11 protein-coding genes are annotated in these 16,852 nt (G+C 70.3%); 8 read left to right on the plus strand and 3 right to left on the minus strand.

Features of this window, described 5'->3' with window-relative positions:
- Positions 1–130: 130 nt before the first annotated feature.
- Positions 131–1,621, plus strand: a complete 1,491-nt coding sequence (hflX, locus tag Q2K21_RS09065; protein WP_310768545.1) for a GTPase HflX — start codon at positions 131–133, stop codon at positions 1,619–1,621.
- 78 nt (positions 1,622–1,699) lie between these two features.
- Here the strand turns inward: hflX and Q2K21_RS09070 are convergent, their stop codons facing one another.
- On the minus strand, positions 1,700–2,926 hold the full coding sequence (locus tag Q2K21_RS09070) for a trypsin-like serine peptidase (RefSeq protein ID WP_310768549.1): 1,227 nt from the start codon (positions 2,924–2,926) through the stop codon (positions 1,700–1,702).
- 518 nt (positions 2,927–3,444) lie between these two features.
- Between Q2K21_RS09070 and Q2K21_RS09075 the strand changes: the two genes are divergently transcribed.
- The 4 genes from Q2K21_RS09075 (at position 3,445) to Q2K21_RS09090 (ending at position 10,226) form a co-directional block, all read left to right on the plus strand.
- Positions 3,445–4,785, plus strand: a complete 1,341-nt coding sequence (locus Q2K21_RS09075; protein WP_310780756.1) for a diaminobutyrate--2-oxoglutarate transaminase family protein — start codon at positions 3,445–3,447, stop codon at positions 4,783–4,785.
- A 142-nt stretch (positions 4,786–4,927) separates the two neighbouring features.
- Positions 4,928–7,099, plus strand: a complete 2,172-nt coding sequence (locus Q2K21_RS09080; protein ID WP_386275986.1) for an IucA/IucC family protein — start codon at positions 4,928–4,930, stop codon at positions 7,097–7,099.
- A 41-nt stretch (positions 7,100–7,140) separates the two neighbouring features.
- Positions 7,141–8,073, plus strand: coding sequence for a GNAT family N-acetyltransferase (locus tag Q2K21_RS09085; protein WP_310768552.1), 933 nt, complete (start codon positions 7,141–7,143; stop codon positions 8,071–8,073).
- A 179-nt stretch (positions 8,074–8,252) separates the two neighbouring features.
- Entirely contained in the window at positions 8,253–10,226 is a 1,974-nt protein-coding gene (locus Q2K21_RS09090) for an ATP-dependent DNA helicase (RefSeq protein WP_310768556.1), read from the plus strand.
- 183 nt (positions 10,227–10,409) lie between these two features.
- Here Q2K21_RS09090 and lexA read toward each other — a convergent pair whose 3' ends face one another.
- Positions 10,410–11,189, minus strand: a complete 780-nt coding sequence (gene lexA / locus Q2K21_RS09095; protein ID WP_310768558.1) for a transcriptional repressor LexA — start codon at positions 11,187–11,189, stop codon at positions 10,410–10,412.
- 520 nt (positions 11,190–11,709) lie between these two features.
- On the opposite strand from lexA, the gene nrdR reads away from it, so the two are divergent.
- Together nrdR and Q2K21_RS09105 are read left to right on the plus strand one after the other, a co-directional pair.
- The gene (gene nrdR / locus Q2K21_RS09100; RefSeq protein ID WP_310768561.1) at positions 11,710–12,276 is read left to right on the plus strand and encodes a transcriptional regulator NrdR; all 567 of its coding nucleotides are present in this window, start codon (positions 11,710–11,712) and stop codon (positions 12,274–12,276) included.
- A 153-nt stretch (positions 12,277–12,429) separates the two neighbouring features.
- Positions 12,430–15,324 (plus strand): vitamin B12-dependent ribonucleotide reductase, encoded by a 2,895-nt coding sequence (locus tag Q2K21_RS09105; RefSeq protein ID WP_310768564.1) that lies wholly within the window; start codon positions 12,430–12,432, stop codon positions 15,322–15,324.
- A gap of 107 nt (positions 15,325–15,431) precedes the next feature.
- Here the strand turns inward: Q2K21_RS09105 and Q2K21_RS09110 are convergent, their stop codons facing one another.
- Entirely contained in the window at positions 15,432–15,965 is a 534-nt protein-coding gene (locus Q2K21_RS09110; protein ID WP_310780761.1) for a TerD family protein, read from the minus strand.
- Positions 15,966–16,118: 153 nt separating this feature from the next.
- Between Q2K21_RS09110 and Q2K21_RS09115 the strand changes: the two genes are divergently transcribed.
- Positions 16,119–16,724: a YdbC family protein gene (locus Q2K21_RS09115; protein ID WP_310768567.1), complete on the plus strand. Its 606-nt coding sequence runs from the start codon at positions 16,119–16,121 to the stop codon at positions 16,722–16,724.
- Positions 16,725–16,852 lie beyond the last annotated feature (128 nt).

Raw genomic sequence — 16,852 nt, forward strand, 5'->3', positions numbered from 1 at the left:
CGGCCCCCCAGGGTGGGTGACCGGGAATCTCCCGGGGTACTCAAGCGTTGTGACCGGTGACGAGTGCTGTGGCCGTGGACGGCCCTCACTCCGTCGCCGCAAGCGGAATCCCCATCGACGTAAGGACCCAATGACCTCCTCTTCTTCCCCTTCCCAGGACACCAAGCGCTTCGCGCACGCCTACCCCGAGGGTCTTCGGGCCGATGCCCTGATGGAAGAGGACGTCGCCTGGAGCCACGAGATCGACGGAGAGCGGGACGGCGACCAGTTCGACCGCTCCGAACGCGCGGCCCTGCGCCGTGTCGCGGGCCTCTCCACCGAGCTCGAGGACGTCACCGAGGTCGAGTACCGACAGCTGCGCCTGGAGCGCGTCGTGCTCGTCGGGGTGTGGACCTCGGGGACCGTGCAGGACGCGGACAACTCGCTCGCCGAGCTGGCCGCCCTCGCGGAGACCGCTGGCGCGGTCGTGCTCGACGGCGTGATCCAGCGCCGCGACAAGCCCGACGCGGCGACCTACATCGGCTCCGGCAAGGCCGGCGAACTGCGGGACATCGTCCTCGAAACGGGCGCCGACACCGTCATCTGCGACGGTGAGCTGAGCCCCGGCCAGCTGATCCACCTCGAGGACGTCGTCAAGGTCAAGGTCATCGACCGCACGGCCCTGATCCTGGACATCTTCGCCCAGCACGCCAAGTCCCGCGAGGGCAAGGCGCAGGTCGCGCTCGCCCAGATGCAGTACATGCTGCCGAGGCTGCGCGGCTGGGGCCAGTCGCTGTCCCGGCAGATGGGCGGCGGCAGCGGCGGCCTGGCGACCCGCGGTCCCGGTGAGACCAAGATCGAGACGGACCGGCGGCGGATCCGCGAGAAGATGGCGAAGATGCGCCGGGAGATCGCGGAGATGAAGACCGGCCGCGAGATCAAGCGCCAGGAGCGCAGGCGCCACAAGGTGCCGTCGGTCGCCATCGCGGGCTACACCAACGCCGGCAAGTCCTCCCTGCTCAACCGCCTCACCGGCGCGGGCGTCCTGGTCGAGAACGCCCTGTTCGCGACCCTGGACCCGACCGTGCGCCGGGCCGAGACCCCGAGCGGGCGGCTGTACACGCTGTCCGACACGGTCGGTTTCGTCCGGCACCTGCCGCACCACCTGGTCGAGGCGTTCCGCTCCACGATGGAGGAGGTCGGCGACTCCGACCTGATCCTGCACGTGGTGGACGGCTCGCACCCGGCCCCGGAGGAGCAGCTGGCCGCCGTGCGCGAGGTGATCAGGGACGTCGGCGCCACCGACGTACCCGAGATCGTCGTGATCAACAAGGCGGACGCGGCCGACCCGCTGGTGCTCCAGCGATTGCAGCGGAACGAGAAGCGCTCCATCACCGTCTCGGCCCGCACCGGCAAGGGCATCGCCGAGCTGCTCGCGCTCATCGATGTCGAGCTGCCGCGGCCCTCGGTCGAGATCGAGGCCCTCGTGCCGTACACGCACGGCCGTCTGGTCGCACGCGCCCATTCCGAGGGCGAAGTGATCTCCGAGGAGCACACCGCGGAGGGCACGCTGCTCAAGGCCCGAGTGCACGAGGAACTGGCGGCGGAGCTCGCGCCGTACGTGCCCGCTCGCGCACTCTGACCCCCAACGGAAAGGCCCGCTCCCTGGCGCAGGGAGCGGGCCTTCCCTCATGTGCGGGTCAGGGACCTCATGTACGGGTCACTGGTTCGCGAACTTCTTGCTGACCGACTCGTAGACGCCCTTGGCCACCTCGCCGAGTCGCGGTCCGGCCAGCCAGCCCGCCGACACCGGGCCGATCGAGGTGTTGGAGACCAGTGCCGGCTTGCCGTCCGAGCCCGTCGCCACCCAGCCGCCGCCGGACGAACCACCGGTCATGGTGCAGCCGATGCGGTACATCGTGGGGTCCGTCTTCGCGAGCGAGAGCCGGCCCGGCTTGTCCTGGCACCGGTACAGCGTCTGGCCGTCGAACGGCGCCGCGGCCGGGTAGCCGGTCGCCGTGATGCTGTCGACCTTCGGCACGGCCGGCGCGTCGAAGTCGACCGGAAGGGCTGAACCGACCGTCTCCTCCAGGGACTTGCCGCCGTTGCCCTTCTCCGGCGTCACATGGATGACGGCGAAGTCGTACGACGCGCCCTGACCGCCCGTCTCGGCACCCTGCTCGATCCACTGGTCCGAGGTCTGCGCCCCGTCACCCCACCAGACTCCGTACGGCGCGATCTCGTCCCTGGCCGCGCTCTGCAGCTCGGCCTCCGTCTTCCCGGAGTTGTTGTACGACGGCACGAACGCGATGTTGCGGTACCAGCCGCCCTTCTTGCCGGCGTGCACACAGTGGCCCGCGGTCCACACGAGGTTGGACTTGCCGGGATGGGCCGGGTCCTCGACCACCGTCGCCGAGCAGACCATCGTGCCCCCGGGGGCGTCGAAGAACACCTTGCCCGCCGTGGGCGCGTTGTCGTGGTACGCGGCCCGCACCGCCTGTGCCTTCACCGGCGCCGGCGTCGGGTCCGTGACACCCTGGTCGCCCGAGAGGTCGTTGTCGTCGACACCCTTGTCCGGGTCTTTGGCCTTGCGCATCCGGTCGGGGTTCCACAGGCCCTTGATGATCGGGTTGATGAACTCGTCGGCCTCGCGCAGCCAGTCGTCCTTGTCCCAGTTCTTCCAGGCGCCGTGCTTCCACTTGTCGAGGTCGAACCCGTGCTCCTTGAGCTTCTGCTTGATGTCGTCCGGGATCTTGATCTTGCCGTCGTCCGCGGAGGACGCGGAGGCGCTCGCCTTGCCGCTCGCCTTGGCGTCGCCGCCCGAGTCGCACGCCGTCGCGGTGAGCGCCAGCGCCGTGGCGAGGCCGACCGCCGCCAGCACGGGGGAGGTTCCGCGCCGCGCGCCCGTTTCTCGGCGGGCGGCGAAGAGCGGGCGTATGGGTCGCATGGTCTGAACTCCCCCTGAAGTCAACCTGAGTGAAGGCCGCGGTGTGCCGCGGCGGTGTACCGCCGCGGACTGCGGCACGCGGTAGATGATCACCGCCTTCACCGAACGGCATCACACACTATGCGGTCGCTGTGGGGGACTTCCGACGGAACGGCAACGGTTCCGTCACGGCATTGATCATCGATGAACCTCTCCGCAGGCGGCGGAATCGGCGTCAAGACCCGCGTCAACCACCCGTGTCGAGGATCACTGGTAATGATCTTCTGTTTACCCGCTTCCACTGGCCGTTCCCGTCGTTGGTACGTACGGGGTACCTGTCGTCCGCGCTCAGGTCCTTGTCCCATCGCCTCTGGACAGCGGGAGGAACTGACGTCGTGACCGTGACGGAGACTGCGGTGGTGCCGCTGGAGGGCGAGCCGGAGGGGCGCGCGGAAGCGGAAAAGGAGCACTCGGCGAGGCGTGCGGGGGCGCGTGAGGGGGCGTGGGGAGACGAAGGAGCGTGCGCGGCGCACGAGGGCATTCTGCGGCGGCAGTCGGCGCGCGAGTCCGCGGCGCGCACCTACGCGCGCGCCCTGCCGATCGTGCCCGTGCGGGCGCGTGGACTCACCATCGAGGGTGCCGACGGGCGCCGCTACCTCGACTGCCTCTCCGGCGCGGGCACGCTGGCCCTCGGCCACAACCACCCCGTGGTCCTGGAGGCGATCAGAAAGGTCCTCGACTCGGGCGCCCCGCTGCACATCCTGGACCTGGCCACACCCGTCAAGGACGCCTTCACCACCGAGCTGTTCCGCACGCTGCCGTCCGGCCTCGCCGACCACGCGCGCGTGCAGTTCTGCGGGCCGGCCGGGACGGACGCCGTCGAGGCCGCGCTCAAGCTGGTGCGCACGGCGACCGGCCGGAGCGGGATCCTCGCCTTCACCGGCGCGTACCACGGGATGACCGCGGGAGCGCTGGAGGCGTCCGGGGGCGCGGCCGACGTCCGTGTGACGCGCCTGCCGTATCCGCAGGACTACCGCTGCCCGTTCGGTGTCGGCGGCGAGCACGGCGCCGAACTCGCCGCCCGCTGGACCGAGTCCGTCCTCGACGACCCCAAGTCGGGTGTACCACTGCCCGCCGGGATGATCCTCGAACCGGTGCAGGGCGAGGGCGGGGTGAACCCCGCGCCGGACGCGTGGCTGCGCCGGATGCGGCAGATCACCGAGGCGCGGTCGATCCCACTGATCGCGGACGAGGTGCAGACCGGTGTGGGCCGTACCGGACGCTTCTGGGCGGTCGAGCACAGTGGGGTGGTCCCCGACGTGATGGTCCTCTCCAAGGCGATCGGCGGCAGCCTCCCGCTCGCCGTCGTGGTCTACCGCGACGACCTCGACGTCTGGCAACCCGGCGCCCACGCCGGCACGTTCCGCGGCAACCAGCTCGCCATGGCCGCCGGCACGGCGACCCTCGCCTATGTCCGCGAGAACCGCCTCGCCGAACGCGCCGAGGCGCTCGGCGCCCACGTGCTGACCCAACTCCGCTCCCTGGCCACGGAGTTCCCCTGCATCGGTGATGTGCGCGGCAGGGGGCTGATGATCGGCATCGAGTTGGTGGACCCGGAGGCCGCACCCGAACCGGCGCCCTTGGACTCCCCGACCCCCGCCCCCGGGGGCGGCGGGCCACACCCCGCCGCGCCCGCACTGGCCGCCGCCGTCCAGCGAGAGTGCCTGCGGCGCGGCCTGATCGTGGAACTGGGCGGGCGGCACGCGAGCGTGGTGCGGCTGCTGCCGCCGCTGACGATCAGCGACGAACAGACGAACGCGGTACTGGACCGGCTCGCGGACGCGGTCGCGGCGGTGGCCCGGGGGCCGGTCCAGCCCTGAACCCGCGCGTCGCGCCCCCGACCGCCCTCCTGCCCTTCGCCGGTACTCACCACGCCGGCCGAGGGCCCCGCGTGCACACGCGCGCACCGCCCGCGCCCATCGGCCCGCCGCACGAGCCGGAACAACCTCACGAGGAACGCCCTTGAACGCCACCCTGACCTCCGACGACGGCCCCTACAGCCCCGAGCGGGTAGCCGGCCACCAGCAGGCTGTCGCTCTCGAACCGGGGCCCGGCACGGTCCCCCGGCAGCAGATGGCGTCACCGGCGGCCGCAGCAGCCGCGCGCGCTGCCACCGCCACCGACCTGCTGGAGCACCCCGACCCGCACACGGCGGCCCAGGCCGCGACCGTGGAGAACCTGCTGCGCTGCTGGGTCCGCGAGAACGACATCGCCGCCCCCGCCGGCGACACCCTCCGCATCCCGCTCCCCGCCACCGGTACGGCCCTCCTGACACCTGTCCACTACTGGTCCCCGACGGGCTGGCACCGCTTCGGCCTGCCGCACTTGGCCGACGCCCCGAACTCGGCCCCACCCGCGGACGCGGTGACGGTGGCGGCACTCCTGGCCCGGGAAACGACGCGGACTGGGTCCACGCCTGGGCCGGTGCCGGGCTCCGAGCCCAGCGGAACACCGGGCTCCGAGCGGAGCCCCCGGATGGGCCCCCGACCGGGCACCGAGCTGGACAGTGAGTCCGTACCGAGCGCCGAGCCAAGCGCCCGGCCGAGCGCCGAGCCAAGCGCCCAGCCGGGCCCCGATAAAAGCGCCCAGCCGGGCTCCGTACCGGACACGGAACCGGGCTCCGTCCCCGGCTCCGAGCTGGGCTACCCGCCAGTCGTCGCGCCCGGCGCCGCACCGAGCCACGTCGCCGACCTGGTGGGCCGTGTCGCCGACTCCGTGCGCCTGACCACGATCTTCATCAGGGAGCGCCGCCGACGCCCCGCCGACCGGGCGGACCTCTTCCTCTCCGCCGAGCAGGCGCTGCTGCTCGGACACCCGATGCACCCCACGGCCAAGAGCCGCGAGGGCCTCTCCGAGGCCGAGGCCCTGCGCTACTCGCCCGAACCGCGGGGCTCCTTCCCGCTGCACTGGTTTGCGGTCGCCCCCTCGGTGCTCGCGGCCGACTCGGCGTGGACGGAACGCGGCCGACCCCTGCCTGCCGGCCGACTGACCGAACGTCTCGCCGGCCCGGACCTCCCGCTGCCCGACGGATTCACCGCACTGCCCATGCACCCCTGGCAGGCCCGCGAGATCCGGCACCGCGCCGATGCCGCCGCGCTGCTGGACGCCGGCCTCCTCCGGGATCTGGGCCCGCACGGCGAGCCCTGGCACCCGACCTCCTCCGTGCGCACCGTCCACCGTTCGGGCACCCCCGCGATGCTGAAGCTGTCGCTGGGCCTGCGTATCACCAACTCCCGCCGTGAGAACCTCCGCAAGGAACTCCACCGGGGCGTCGAGGTGCACCGCCTGCTGCGCAGCGGCCTCGGCAAGCAGTGGCAGTCAGTGCACCCCGGCTTCGACATCGTCCGCGACCCGGCCTGGGTCGCCGTCGACGACGCGGACGGCACCCCGGTGACCGGGCTGGACGTGGTGATCCGCCACAACCCCTTCGCCCCGACCGACGATGCCTCCTGCATCGCCGGACTGGTCTCGCCCAGGCCCCACGCCCTGCCCACAGGACAGCGGCGCCCAGCCCCGGACTCCCGGCTCGCCGAGATCGTCACCCGCCTGGTCGGGCGTACGGGCCGTGCGCGCGACGCCGTCGCCACGGAGTGGTTCCTGCGGTATCTCGAGCAGGTCGTGCGCCCCGTGCTCTGGCTCGACGGCGAAGCAGGCATCGCACTGGAGGCACACCAGCAGAACACCGTGCTTCTGCTGGACCCCGAGGGCTGGCCCACGGGCGGCCGCTACCGCGACAACCAGGGCTACTACTTCCGGGAGTCCCAGCGCGCCGAACTCGACGCCCGGCTGCCCGGCATCGGCGAGCACAGCGACACGTTCGTCTCCGACGAGGTCACCGACGAACGCTTCGCGTACTACCTCGGCATCAACAACGTGCTCGGCCTCATCGGTGCGTTCGGCTCCCAACGCCTCGCCGACGAACGGCTGTTGCTCGCCGCGTTCCGTCGCTTCCTCGCCGACGCGGCCACCGGCCCCGGCCGGCTGCGTACATCCCTGCCCGCCCACCTGCTCGACTCACCCGTCCTACGGTGCAAGGCCAATCTGCTGACCCGGCTGCACGGCCTCGACGAACTCGTCGGCCCGGTCGACACCCAGTCCGTCTACGTCACCATCACCAATCCCCTTCATTCCTGAGGAACATGACCCGTTCCGTCTCCTGAGAGAGGAGCGTCGCCGTGCCTCCTACAGATGCGAGCACCGACGCCGGCACCCCCTCCGCCTCCGCGGGGCCCAACAGCAGCAGAGGCCCCGGATCCGGCGTCGGCCCGGACTGCGAGGACACCCTCGACCTACGGCTGCCAGACGAGTTGATGGCACTTTGCCCGCAGGAAGAGGCGGGCCGGAGCGGCGCGGCGGCTCCCACCGAGCGCGCCGATCGGGCAGAGGCGACCGCCGCACCCGCCGCACCCGCCGCACCCGCCGCACCCGCCGCACCCGCCACATCCGTCGCACCCGTCACACACGCCGCACCCGCCAAGCCGGTCGCATCCGCCGCGCGTCCCGCCCTCCCGCAGGACGACGACCTCCTCGACCACATCGCCGACTGGGGCGCGTTCACCACCCCTGTAGGCGTCTTCCACCTCGTCCCCGTGCGCCTCGACCGCGATCTCCCGCTCATCGCCCGCTGGATGAACGACCCGGCCGTCGCGGTCTTCTGGGACCTGGCGGGACACGAGTCGTTGACCGAGCGGCATCTACGCGCACAACTCGACGGTGACGGACGCAGCGTCCCGTGCCTCGGCGTGCTGGACGGTACCCCGATGAGCTACTGGGAGCTGTACCGCGCGGACCTCGACCCGCTGGCCCGCCACTGTCCCGTCCGTCCCCACGACACCGGTATCCACCTCCTCATCGGCGGCGTCGCCGACCGCGGACGCGGCCTCGGCTCCACGCTGCTGCGCGCCGTCGCCGACCTGGTCCTTCACAGGCGTCCCTCCTGCGCACGCGTCATCGCCGAACCAGACCTTCGCAACACCCCCTCCATCGCCGCTTTCCTGAACGCCGGCTTCCGGTTCTCCGCCGAGGTCGACCTGCCCGACAAGCGGGCCGCCCTGATGGTCCGAGACCGCGTCCTGCGCCCTCTGCTCCAGCTCCATCACTCTCCGTAACGACTCGCGCGTCGTATCGGTTCCCAGTCGATCCCGTCGGTCTCAGTCGAGGAGTTCCGTGCCGAACCCGCACGCCGCCCCGGTAGCCGTCCCGAACCCCCTGCGCCACACATGAGCGCAGCGTGCGCCGCGGGCTTGATCACCCGTTTGTCAGTGGCGGGCCGTAGGGTGGTCGCGCTATGACGAAGCCCTCACTCCCCGAACTCCTGCACGCAGCCGTCACAGCCGTCGGCGGCACGGAGCGCCCCGGCCAGGTGACCATGGCCCAAGCCGTCGCGGAGGCGATCGACGACGGCTCCCATCTGCTGGTCCAGGCCGGCACCGGCACCGGAAAGTCGCTTGGCTATCTGGTTCCCGCGCTCGCGCACGGGGAGCGCGTCGTCGTGGCGACCGCCACCCTCGCGCTGCAGCGCCAGCTCGTCGAGCGCGACCTGCCGCGCACGGTCGATGCCCTGCACCCTCTGCTGCGCCGCCGCCCGGAGTTCGCGATGCTCAAGGGCCGGTCGAACTACCTGTGCCTGCACCGCCTGCACGAGGGCGTGCCTCAGGACGAGGAGGACGGGCTCTTCGACCAGTTCGAGGCGGCCGCACCGACCAGCAAGCTGGGCCAGGACCTGCTCCGGCTGCGCGACTGGTCCCAGGACACGGAGAGCGGCGACCGCGACGACCTCACCCCGGGCGTCTCGGACCGCGCCTGGGCCCAGGTGTCGGTGTCCTCCCGGGAGTGCCTCGGCGCCTCGAAGTGCGCCTACGGCGCCGAGTGCTTCGCCGAGATGGCCCGCGAGCGCGCCAAGCTGGCCGAGGTCGTCGTCACGAACCATGCGCTGCTCGCCATCGACGCCATCGAGGGCGCGCCGGTCCTCCCGCAGCACGAGGTGCTGATCGTCGACGAGGCCCACGAGCTGGTCTCCCGGGTGACGGGCGTCGCCACCGGCGAGCTCACCCCCGGCCAGGTCAACCGCGCCGTGCGTCGCGCCGCGAAGCTCGTCAACGAGAAGGCGGCCGACCAGCTCCAGACCGCCGCCGAGGGCTTCGAGCGGCTGATGGAGCTGGCCCTGCCCGGCCGTCTGGAGGAGATCCCGGAAGACCTCGCCTACGCCCTCATGGCGCTGCGCGACGCCGCCCGTACGGTGATCTCCGCGCTCGGCACCACCCGCGACAAGTCCGTCCAGGACGAGGACGCCGTCCGCAAGCAGGCGCTGGCCTCCGTGGAGACCGTGCACGACGTGGCGGAGCGGATCACCAACGGCTCCGAGTGGGACGTCGTCTGGTACGAGCGCCATGACCGCTTCGGCGCTTCCCTGCGTGTCGCCCCGATGTCCGTGTCGGGGCTCCTGAGGGAGAAGCTCTTCGCGGACCGCTCGGTGGTGCTGGCCTCCGCCACGCTGAAGCTGGGCGGCGACTTCAACGGCGTGGGGGCGTCCCTGGGGCTCGCCCCGGAGGGCACGGAGGGCGACGACCTCCCGCAGTGGAAGGGGGTCGACGTCGGCTCGCCCTTCGACTATCCGAAGCAGGGCATCCTGTACGTGGCCAAGCACCTGTCACGCCCCGCCCGTGACGGCGACCGCGCTGACATGCTGGACGAGCTGACGGAGCTGATCCAGGCGGCCGGCGGTCGCACGCTGGGCCTGTTCTCGTCGATGCGCGCCGCCCAGCTCGCCGCCGAGGAGCTGCGCACCCGTATCCCCGAGTTCCCGATCCTGCTCCAGGGCGAGGAGACGCTCGGTGAGCTGATCAAGAACTTCTCGGCCGACCCGAAGACCTGCCTCTTCGGCACGCTCTCGCTCTGGCAGGGCGTCGACGTGCCCGGCCCCAGCTGCCAGCTGGTCGTCATGGACAAGATCCCCTTCCCGCGTCCCGACGACCCGCTGATGAGCGCCCGCCAGAAGGCCGTCGAGGACGCCGGGGGCAACGGCTTCATGGCCGTCGCCGCGACCCATGCGGCCCTGCTGATGGCACAGGGCGCCGGTCGTCTCGTACGGGCGACGGGGGACCGGGGTGTGGTCGCCGTACTGGACCAGCGGCTTGCCACGGCCCGCTACGGCAGCTATCTGAAGACGTCACTGCCCGACTTCTGGTACACGACGGACCGTAACCAGGTGCGGAAGTCGCTGGCGGCGATCGACGAGGCAGCGAAGGCGCAGGGGGCGTAGCCCGGCCGGGGCGCGGTTCGCGCAAGCCAGTACGCTGTCCGGCGGCCGGGGCCGCCGGACAGCGTACTGGCGGGGGAGTTCCGGGCGGCTCCGGACAGCATGGGGCCCCGGAACCGGCGCAGGGGTCCCGGGGCCCGGATCAGGAGCGGGCGTCTGAAGAGCGGCCCGCCTGCCGTGGCGGCGTCACACTCGCCGCAGCACCGCCACCACCTTGCCGAGGATCGTCGCCTCGTCGCCGGGGATCGGCTGGTACGCGGAGTTGTGCGGGAGCAACCAGACATGGCCGTCCTCGCGCTTGAAGCGCTTGACCGTGGCCTCGCCGTCGAGCATCGCGGCGACGATGTCGCCGTTCTCGGCGACGGGCTGGCGGCGCACCGTGACCCAGTCGCCGTCGCAGATCGCGGCCTCGATCATGGAGTCGCCGACGACCTTCAGGACGAAGAGCTCACCGTCGCCGACCAGCTGTCGGGGAAGCGGAAAGACGTCCTCGACCGACTCCTCGGCGAGGATGGGGCCACCGGCGGCGATACGGCCGACCAGCGGGACGTACGACGCGGCGGGCTTGCCCGCGGTGTCGGTGGGCTGCACGGAGGACGACTGGTCCGAGCCGCGCACCTCGTACGCGCGCGGACGGTGCGGGTCACGACGCAGGAAGCCCTTGCGCTCCAGTGCCATCAGCTGGTGTGCCACCGAGGAGGTGCTGGAGAGGCCGACGGCCTGGCCGATCTCCCGCATCGACGGCGGGTAGCCGCGCCGCTGGACGGAGTCCCGGATGACCTCGATCACCCGCCGCTGCCGATCGGTCAGTCCGGAGCTGTCCGCCCGGATGCCTGGAGGTCGGCCGGGCAGGGACCTCTTGGGCCCCTCCGGGTTCGTGGCTTCGTTCATGGCATGCACCGGCTCGAGTCGGCCCTGGGAGCGGTCCTGGGCAGTGATGGTGGCACTGTCTGCGGTCGTGGTCACGTCGGCCCCTCTCGATGGTCTCCCGTGCAGCACAACGGTAGTTGCTTTCGAAAGGTTGCGCCAAACACACGTTCGAGTGAAAAACCGGGAATTACCTGACGTGATCGCGTGTCCGGGTGTATGGCCGACGCTGCTCCGGGCGGACAAAAGCGCATATTGCTGTACTCTTCACCGCCGGGGCGATGGCCTTGTGGGCCGCCGCGTTCGGCGCCCAGTCTGCCACTCGACGCCCCTCGGGCCGGGTATCGGCCCCCCTTCTCCATGTGGCGTCCACCGTATCCGCGCATGGCCCGATTCGGTATGACCGCGCGGCACGTGCCCATCCGTCCGTGAAGGGCGTGTCGTCGCCGAATGTATGAGCCGATCGCTACATGTAGTGGTTGGATTGCGACAGCGACCCAGAAGTTGTGGTCCCCCTGGTCTTCGCGGTCCCGGCGATCGCCTATGCTTGGGGCTGCTTCGAGGGGCCCATGAGGCCCGTCGAGGCCTATGAGTCGTGCTGAAAAGGAGGGTTGGAGCCATGCACTGCCCCTTCTGCAGGCACCCCGACAGCCGCGTCGTCGACAGTCGTACGACCGATGACGGCACGTCGATCCGCAGGCGCCGCCAGTGCCCCGACTGCTCCCGTCGTTTCACGACCGTGGAGACGTGTTCGCTGATGGTGGTCAAGCGGTCCGGAGTCACCGAGCCCTTCAGCCGTACCAAGGTCATCAACGGCGTGCGCAAGGCATGCCAGGGGCGGCCTGTCACCGAGGACGCGCTCGCGCAGCTCGGCCAGCGGGTCGAGGAGCAGGTGCGAGCCACCGGGAGCGCCGAGCTGACCACCCACGACGTGGGTCTGGCCATACTCGGCCCGTTGCAGGAGCTCGACCTCGTGGCCTACCTGCGGTTCGCGTCGGTGTACCGGGCGTTCGACTCGCTGGAGGACTTCGAGGCCGCCATCACGGAACTCAGGGAACAGAAGCGGGAGCGCCCCGCCGTGGACGACGGCGACCACGAGAAGGCTGTCGCGGAGCGCAAGGCAACCGATCGCGGGTCCGGAGGGACGGTCGACGTCCCCGTGCCTGCCACCACCGCCGCCGACTGACGGGAGGGCCGACCCGGCTCGGCCCCGTCGGCGGCGCACACAGACCCGTCACGCGCGTCCGTGTACGACGCTCGTGACAAACAGACACACAACACCGTGCCTTGGGAAGAAAAGGGCACGTCAGGGCGTTTTTGCCTGATACAGGGAGGCGGCATGACAGAGACGGCGAGCGGTCCGGCACGAGGTTCCCGAGCAAAGGGCACCAAGGCCACCAAGGGACTGCGTATCGAGCGCATCCACACGACCCCGGGCGTGCACCCGTACGACGAGGTCGAGTGGGCGCGCCGTGACGTCGTCATGACCAACTGGCGCGACGGCTCGATCAACTTCGAGCAGCGTGGCGTCGAGTTCCCCGACTTCTGGTCGGTGAACGCGGTCAACATCGTCACCAGCAAGTACTTCCGCGGTGCCGTCGGCACCCCGCAGCGAGAGGTCAGCCTCAAGCAGCTGATCGACCGCATCGTGAAGACGTACCGGAAGGCCGGCGAGGACTACAAGTACTTCGCTTCGCCCGCCGACGCGGAGATCTTCGAGCACGAACTGGCGTACGCCCTCCTGCACCAGATCTTCAGCTTCAACAGCCCCGTCTGGTTCAACGTCGGCACCCCGCAGCCCCAGCAGGTCTCCGCCTGCTTCATCCTGTCCGTCGACGACTCCATGGAGTCGATCCTCGACTGGTACAAGGAAGAGGGCATGATCTTCAAGGGCGGCTCCGGCGCCGGCCTGAACCTCTCCCGCATCCGCTCCTCCAAGGAGCTGCTGTCCTCCGGCGGCAACGCCTCCGGCCCGGTCTCCTTCATGCGCGGCGCCGACGCCTCCGCAGGAACGATCAAGTCGGGCGGCGCCACCCGCCGCGCCGCCAAGATGGTCATCCTGGACGTCGACCACCCGGACGTCGAGGACTTCATCGAGACCAAGGTCAAGGAAGAGGAGAAGATCCGCGCCCTGCGTGACGCGGGCTTCGACATGGACCTCGGCGGCGATGACATCACCTCCGTCCAGTACCAGAACGCCAACAACTCGGTCCGCGTCAACGACACCTTCATGAAGGCCGTCGAGAACGGCGAGAACTTCGGCCTGCGCGCCCGCATGACCGGTGAGGTCATCGAGGAGATCGACGCCAAGACGCTCTTCCGCAAGATGGCCGAGGCCGCCTGGGCCTGCGCCGACCCGGGCATCCAGTACGACGACATGATCAACCACTGGCACACGTGCCCGGAGTCCGGCCGTATCAACGGCTCGAACCCGTGCAGCGAGTACATGCACCTGGACAACACGTCCTGCAACCTCGCCTCGCTGAACCTCATGAAGTTCCTGAAGGACGACGGCAAGGGCAGCCAGTCCTTCGACGTCGAGCGCTTCGCCCAGGTCGTCGAGCTGGTCATCACCGCGATGGACATCTCGATCTGCTTCGCGGACTTCCCGACCCAGAAGATCGGCGAGAACACCCGCGCCTTCCGCCAGCTCGGCATCGGCTACGCCAACCTCGGCGCCCTCCTCATGGCGACCGGCCACGCGTACGACTCCGACGGCGGCCGCGCCCTGGCCGGTGCCATCACCTCCCTGATGACCGGCACGGCGTACAAGCGCTCCGCCGAGCTGGCCGCGGTCGTCGGCCCGTACGACGGCTACGCCCGCAACGAGCAGCCGCACCTGCGCGTGATGAAGCAGCACGCCGACGCCAACGCCACGGCCGTCCGCATGGACGACCTGGACACCCCGGTGTGGGCCGCCGCCACGGAGGCCTGGCAGGACGTGCTGCGCCTCGGTGAGAAGAACGGCTTCCGCAACTCCCAGGCGTCCGTGCTCGCGCCGACCGGCACCATCGGTCTCGCGATGTCCTGCGACACCACGGGTGTCGAGCCGGACCTCGCGCTGGTCAAGTTCAAGAAGCTGGTCGGCGGCGGCTCGATGCAGATCGTCAACGGCACCGTGCCGCAGGCGCTGCGCCGCCTCGGCTACCAGGAGGAGCAGATCGAGGCGATCGTCGCCCACATCGCCGAGCACGGCAATGTGATCGACGCGCCGAGCCTCAAGCACGAGCACTACGAGGTCTTCGACTGCGCCATGGGCGAGCGCGCCATCTCCCCGATGGGCCACGTCCGCATGATGGCCGCGATCCAGCCGTGGATCTCCGGTGCCATCTCCAAGACGGTCAACATGCCGGAGACGGCGACCGTCGAGGAGGTCGAGGAGATCTACTTCGAGGCCTGGAAGCTCGGCATCAAGGCGCTCGCGATCTACCGCGACAACTGCAAGGTCGGCCAGCCGCTCTCCGCCAAGAAGAAGGAGGACGAGAAGGCCGAGGTGACCGCGAAGGCCGAGGCGACGATCCGAGAGACCGTCGAGAAGGTCGTCGAGTACCGCCCGGTCCGCAAGCGCCTCCCGAAGGGTCGTCCCGGTATCACCACCTCCTTCACCGTCGGCGGCGCCGAGGGTTACATGACCGCCAACTCCTACCCGGACGACGGTCTTGGCGAGGTCTTCCTGAAGATGTCCAAGCAGGGCTCGACCCTCGCGGGCATGATGGACGCCTTCTCGATCGCCGTCTCGGTGGGTCTGCAGTACGGCGTGCCCCTGGAGACGTACGTCTCGAAGTTCACGAACATGCGCTTCGAGCCGGCCGGTATGACGGACGACCCGGACGTGCGGATGGCGCAGTCGATCGTCGACTACATCTTCCGCCGCCTGGCGCTGGACTTCCTGCCCTTCGAGACGCGCTCCGCGCTCGGCATCCACTCCGCCGAGGAGCGTCAGCGCCACCTGGAGACCGGCTCGTACGAGCCGATCGAGGACGAGGTGGACGTCGAGGGGTTGGCCCAGTCGGCCCCGCGCGCCCAGGAGCTGAAGGCGGTCGCCACCCCGAAGGCCGAGGCCGCCGTGGCCCAGCCGGCCCCGAGGCAGGCGCACACCAGCGCCGAGCTGGTGGAGATGCAGCTGGGTATCCAGGCGGACGCACCGCTGTGCTTCTCCTGCGGCACGAAGATGCAGCGGGCCGGCTCGTGCTACATCTGCGAGGGCTGCGGCTCGACGAGCGGCTGCAGCTGACCTGACACCCTGAGGGGCGGCACGACGAACGGTCGTGCCGCCCTTCGGCGTCGACGGCCCTTTCAGGGAGAGCGGAGGGTTGGCGCGTCCCCCTTGGGGGAGGGCGCTCAGGAGTCGCGGAGGCTGCCCATCACACGGGCGAAGCCCTCGGGATCGGTGTCGTAGCCGTGGATGCCCGGCTGGAACGTCCACTCGCCGGAGGCGTCGCGTACGAACTCGGCCACCCGCGCCGCCGTCGCGCCCAGGACACCGCCGAAGTCGTCCTCGACGAGGGTGGTGTAGCCCTCGCGCAGACGCAGCCCCGGGTTCAGGACGTTGACGAACGTCTTGCGTCCGGTGCGCTGCTGGATGACGACGCCGGCCACTACGCGCGCGTACCGGCTGTCGAGCCGGTGCAGCTCCAGCGTCATGACCTCGTCCCAGCCGAAACCCTTGCCGTCCTGGCTGTCCCGGTTGAGGTTGATCGTGCCGTCCGGGGAGCGGCTGTCGAAGTGCACGACATAGGCGGGATCCCCATACGGATCCGTCGTGAGGTAGGTCGCGGCGACTATGTCCAGATCGGTGGGCGGCTGTCCGGTCGGGCTGGGGTCCCACTTCACCGCCAGCTCGACCTTGTGGATGCCCTTGTTGAGACCGCTCATCATCCATCCCCTCCCCGTTGTTCACACCCTCGGTAGGAACTCCCGTGCACTGAGGGCCAGTTGTCCATTGTGCCTCGCGCGCGGGAGCGCTCGCGCGGGTGTACTCCGCCGGAGCGTGACCAAGGCCACGCACCTGGGCCTTACGATGGCGCGGTGCTGGTCAAGTGGATTCGCTGCACCGTGGTGGACCGCCGCGGTTTCGAACGGGGACAGCGAAAGTGGGCGGGGCTTCTGGGGGAGCCGGGCTTCCGGGGACAGGGCGGAGGCTGGAGCCGGGGGAGGCCCGGTGTGGCGCACATCTTCGCGTTCTGGGAGAGTCGCGCCTTCTACGACTCGTTCATGGCGCGCTCCCACGACAGGCTCGCCGCGTCGCAGTCGGGCACGTTCAAGGACCAGCAGGTCAGACTCTTCGACCACCGCTTCGACGTGAAGACCGGCTTCGAGCCCCGCTTCACGGACGCCGACCTGGTGCGCGTCGCGCACTGCCGGGTCCACGAGGAGCGGGCCGAGCACTTCGCGCTGATGCAGGAGAAGGTCTGGAACCCGGCCATGGCGGGCTCACCGGGCATGATCCGCGGACTGTTCGGCGAGGCCCCGGGCCATGAGTTCCTGGTCCTGTCGATGTGGCAGTCGGCCGCGGAGCACGGCAAGTACCGCGAGGAGCGCGTGGAGCGCCTGGCACTTCGGGCGCAGACCGAGGCGGACGTCGCGGCGCTCACCGGCGATATCGTGGATCTGGAGTCGACCTGGACGGTGTGAGTTCGCGGTGCGAACGATCGTGGGGGTGTGGGTTGGAAATCCCGATGGCCGTTGGGTCCGTCCGTTTGGAATCCGGACGCCGGTGACGTCGAGCGTTTGAGAACCGAACGGACCGGGTGAGGTGTCTT

Source organism: Streptomyces sp. CGMCC 4.7035, from assembly GCF_031583065.1.
In the GTDB taxonomy this organism is placed as follows: Bacteria; Actinomycetota; Actinomycetes; order Streptomycetales; family Streptomycetaceae; genus Streptomyces; species Streptomyces yaanensis.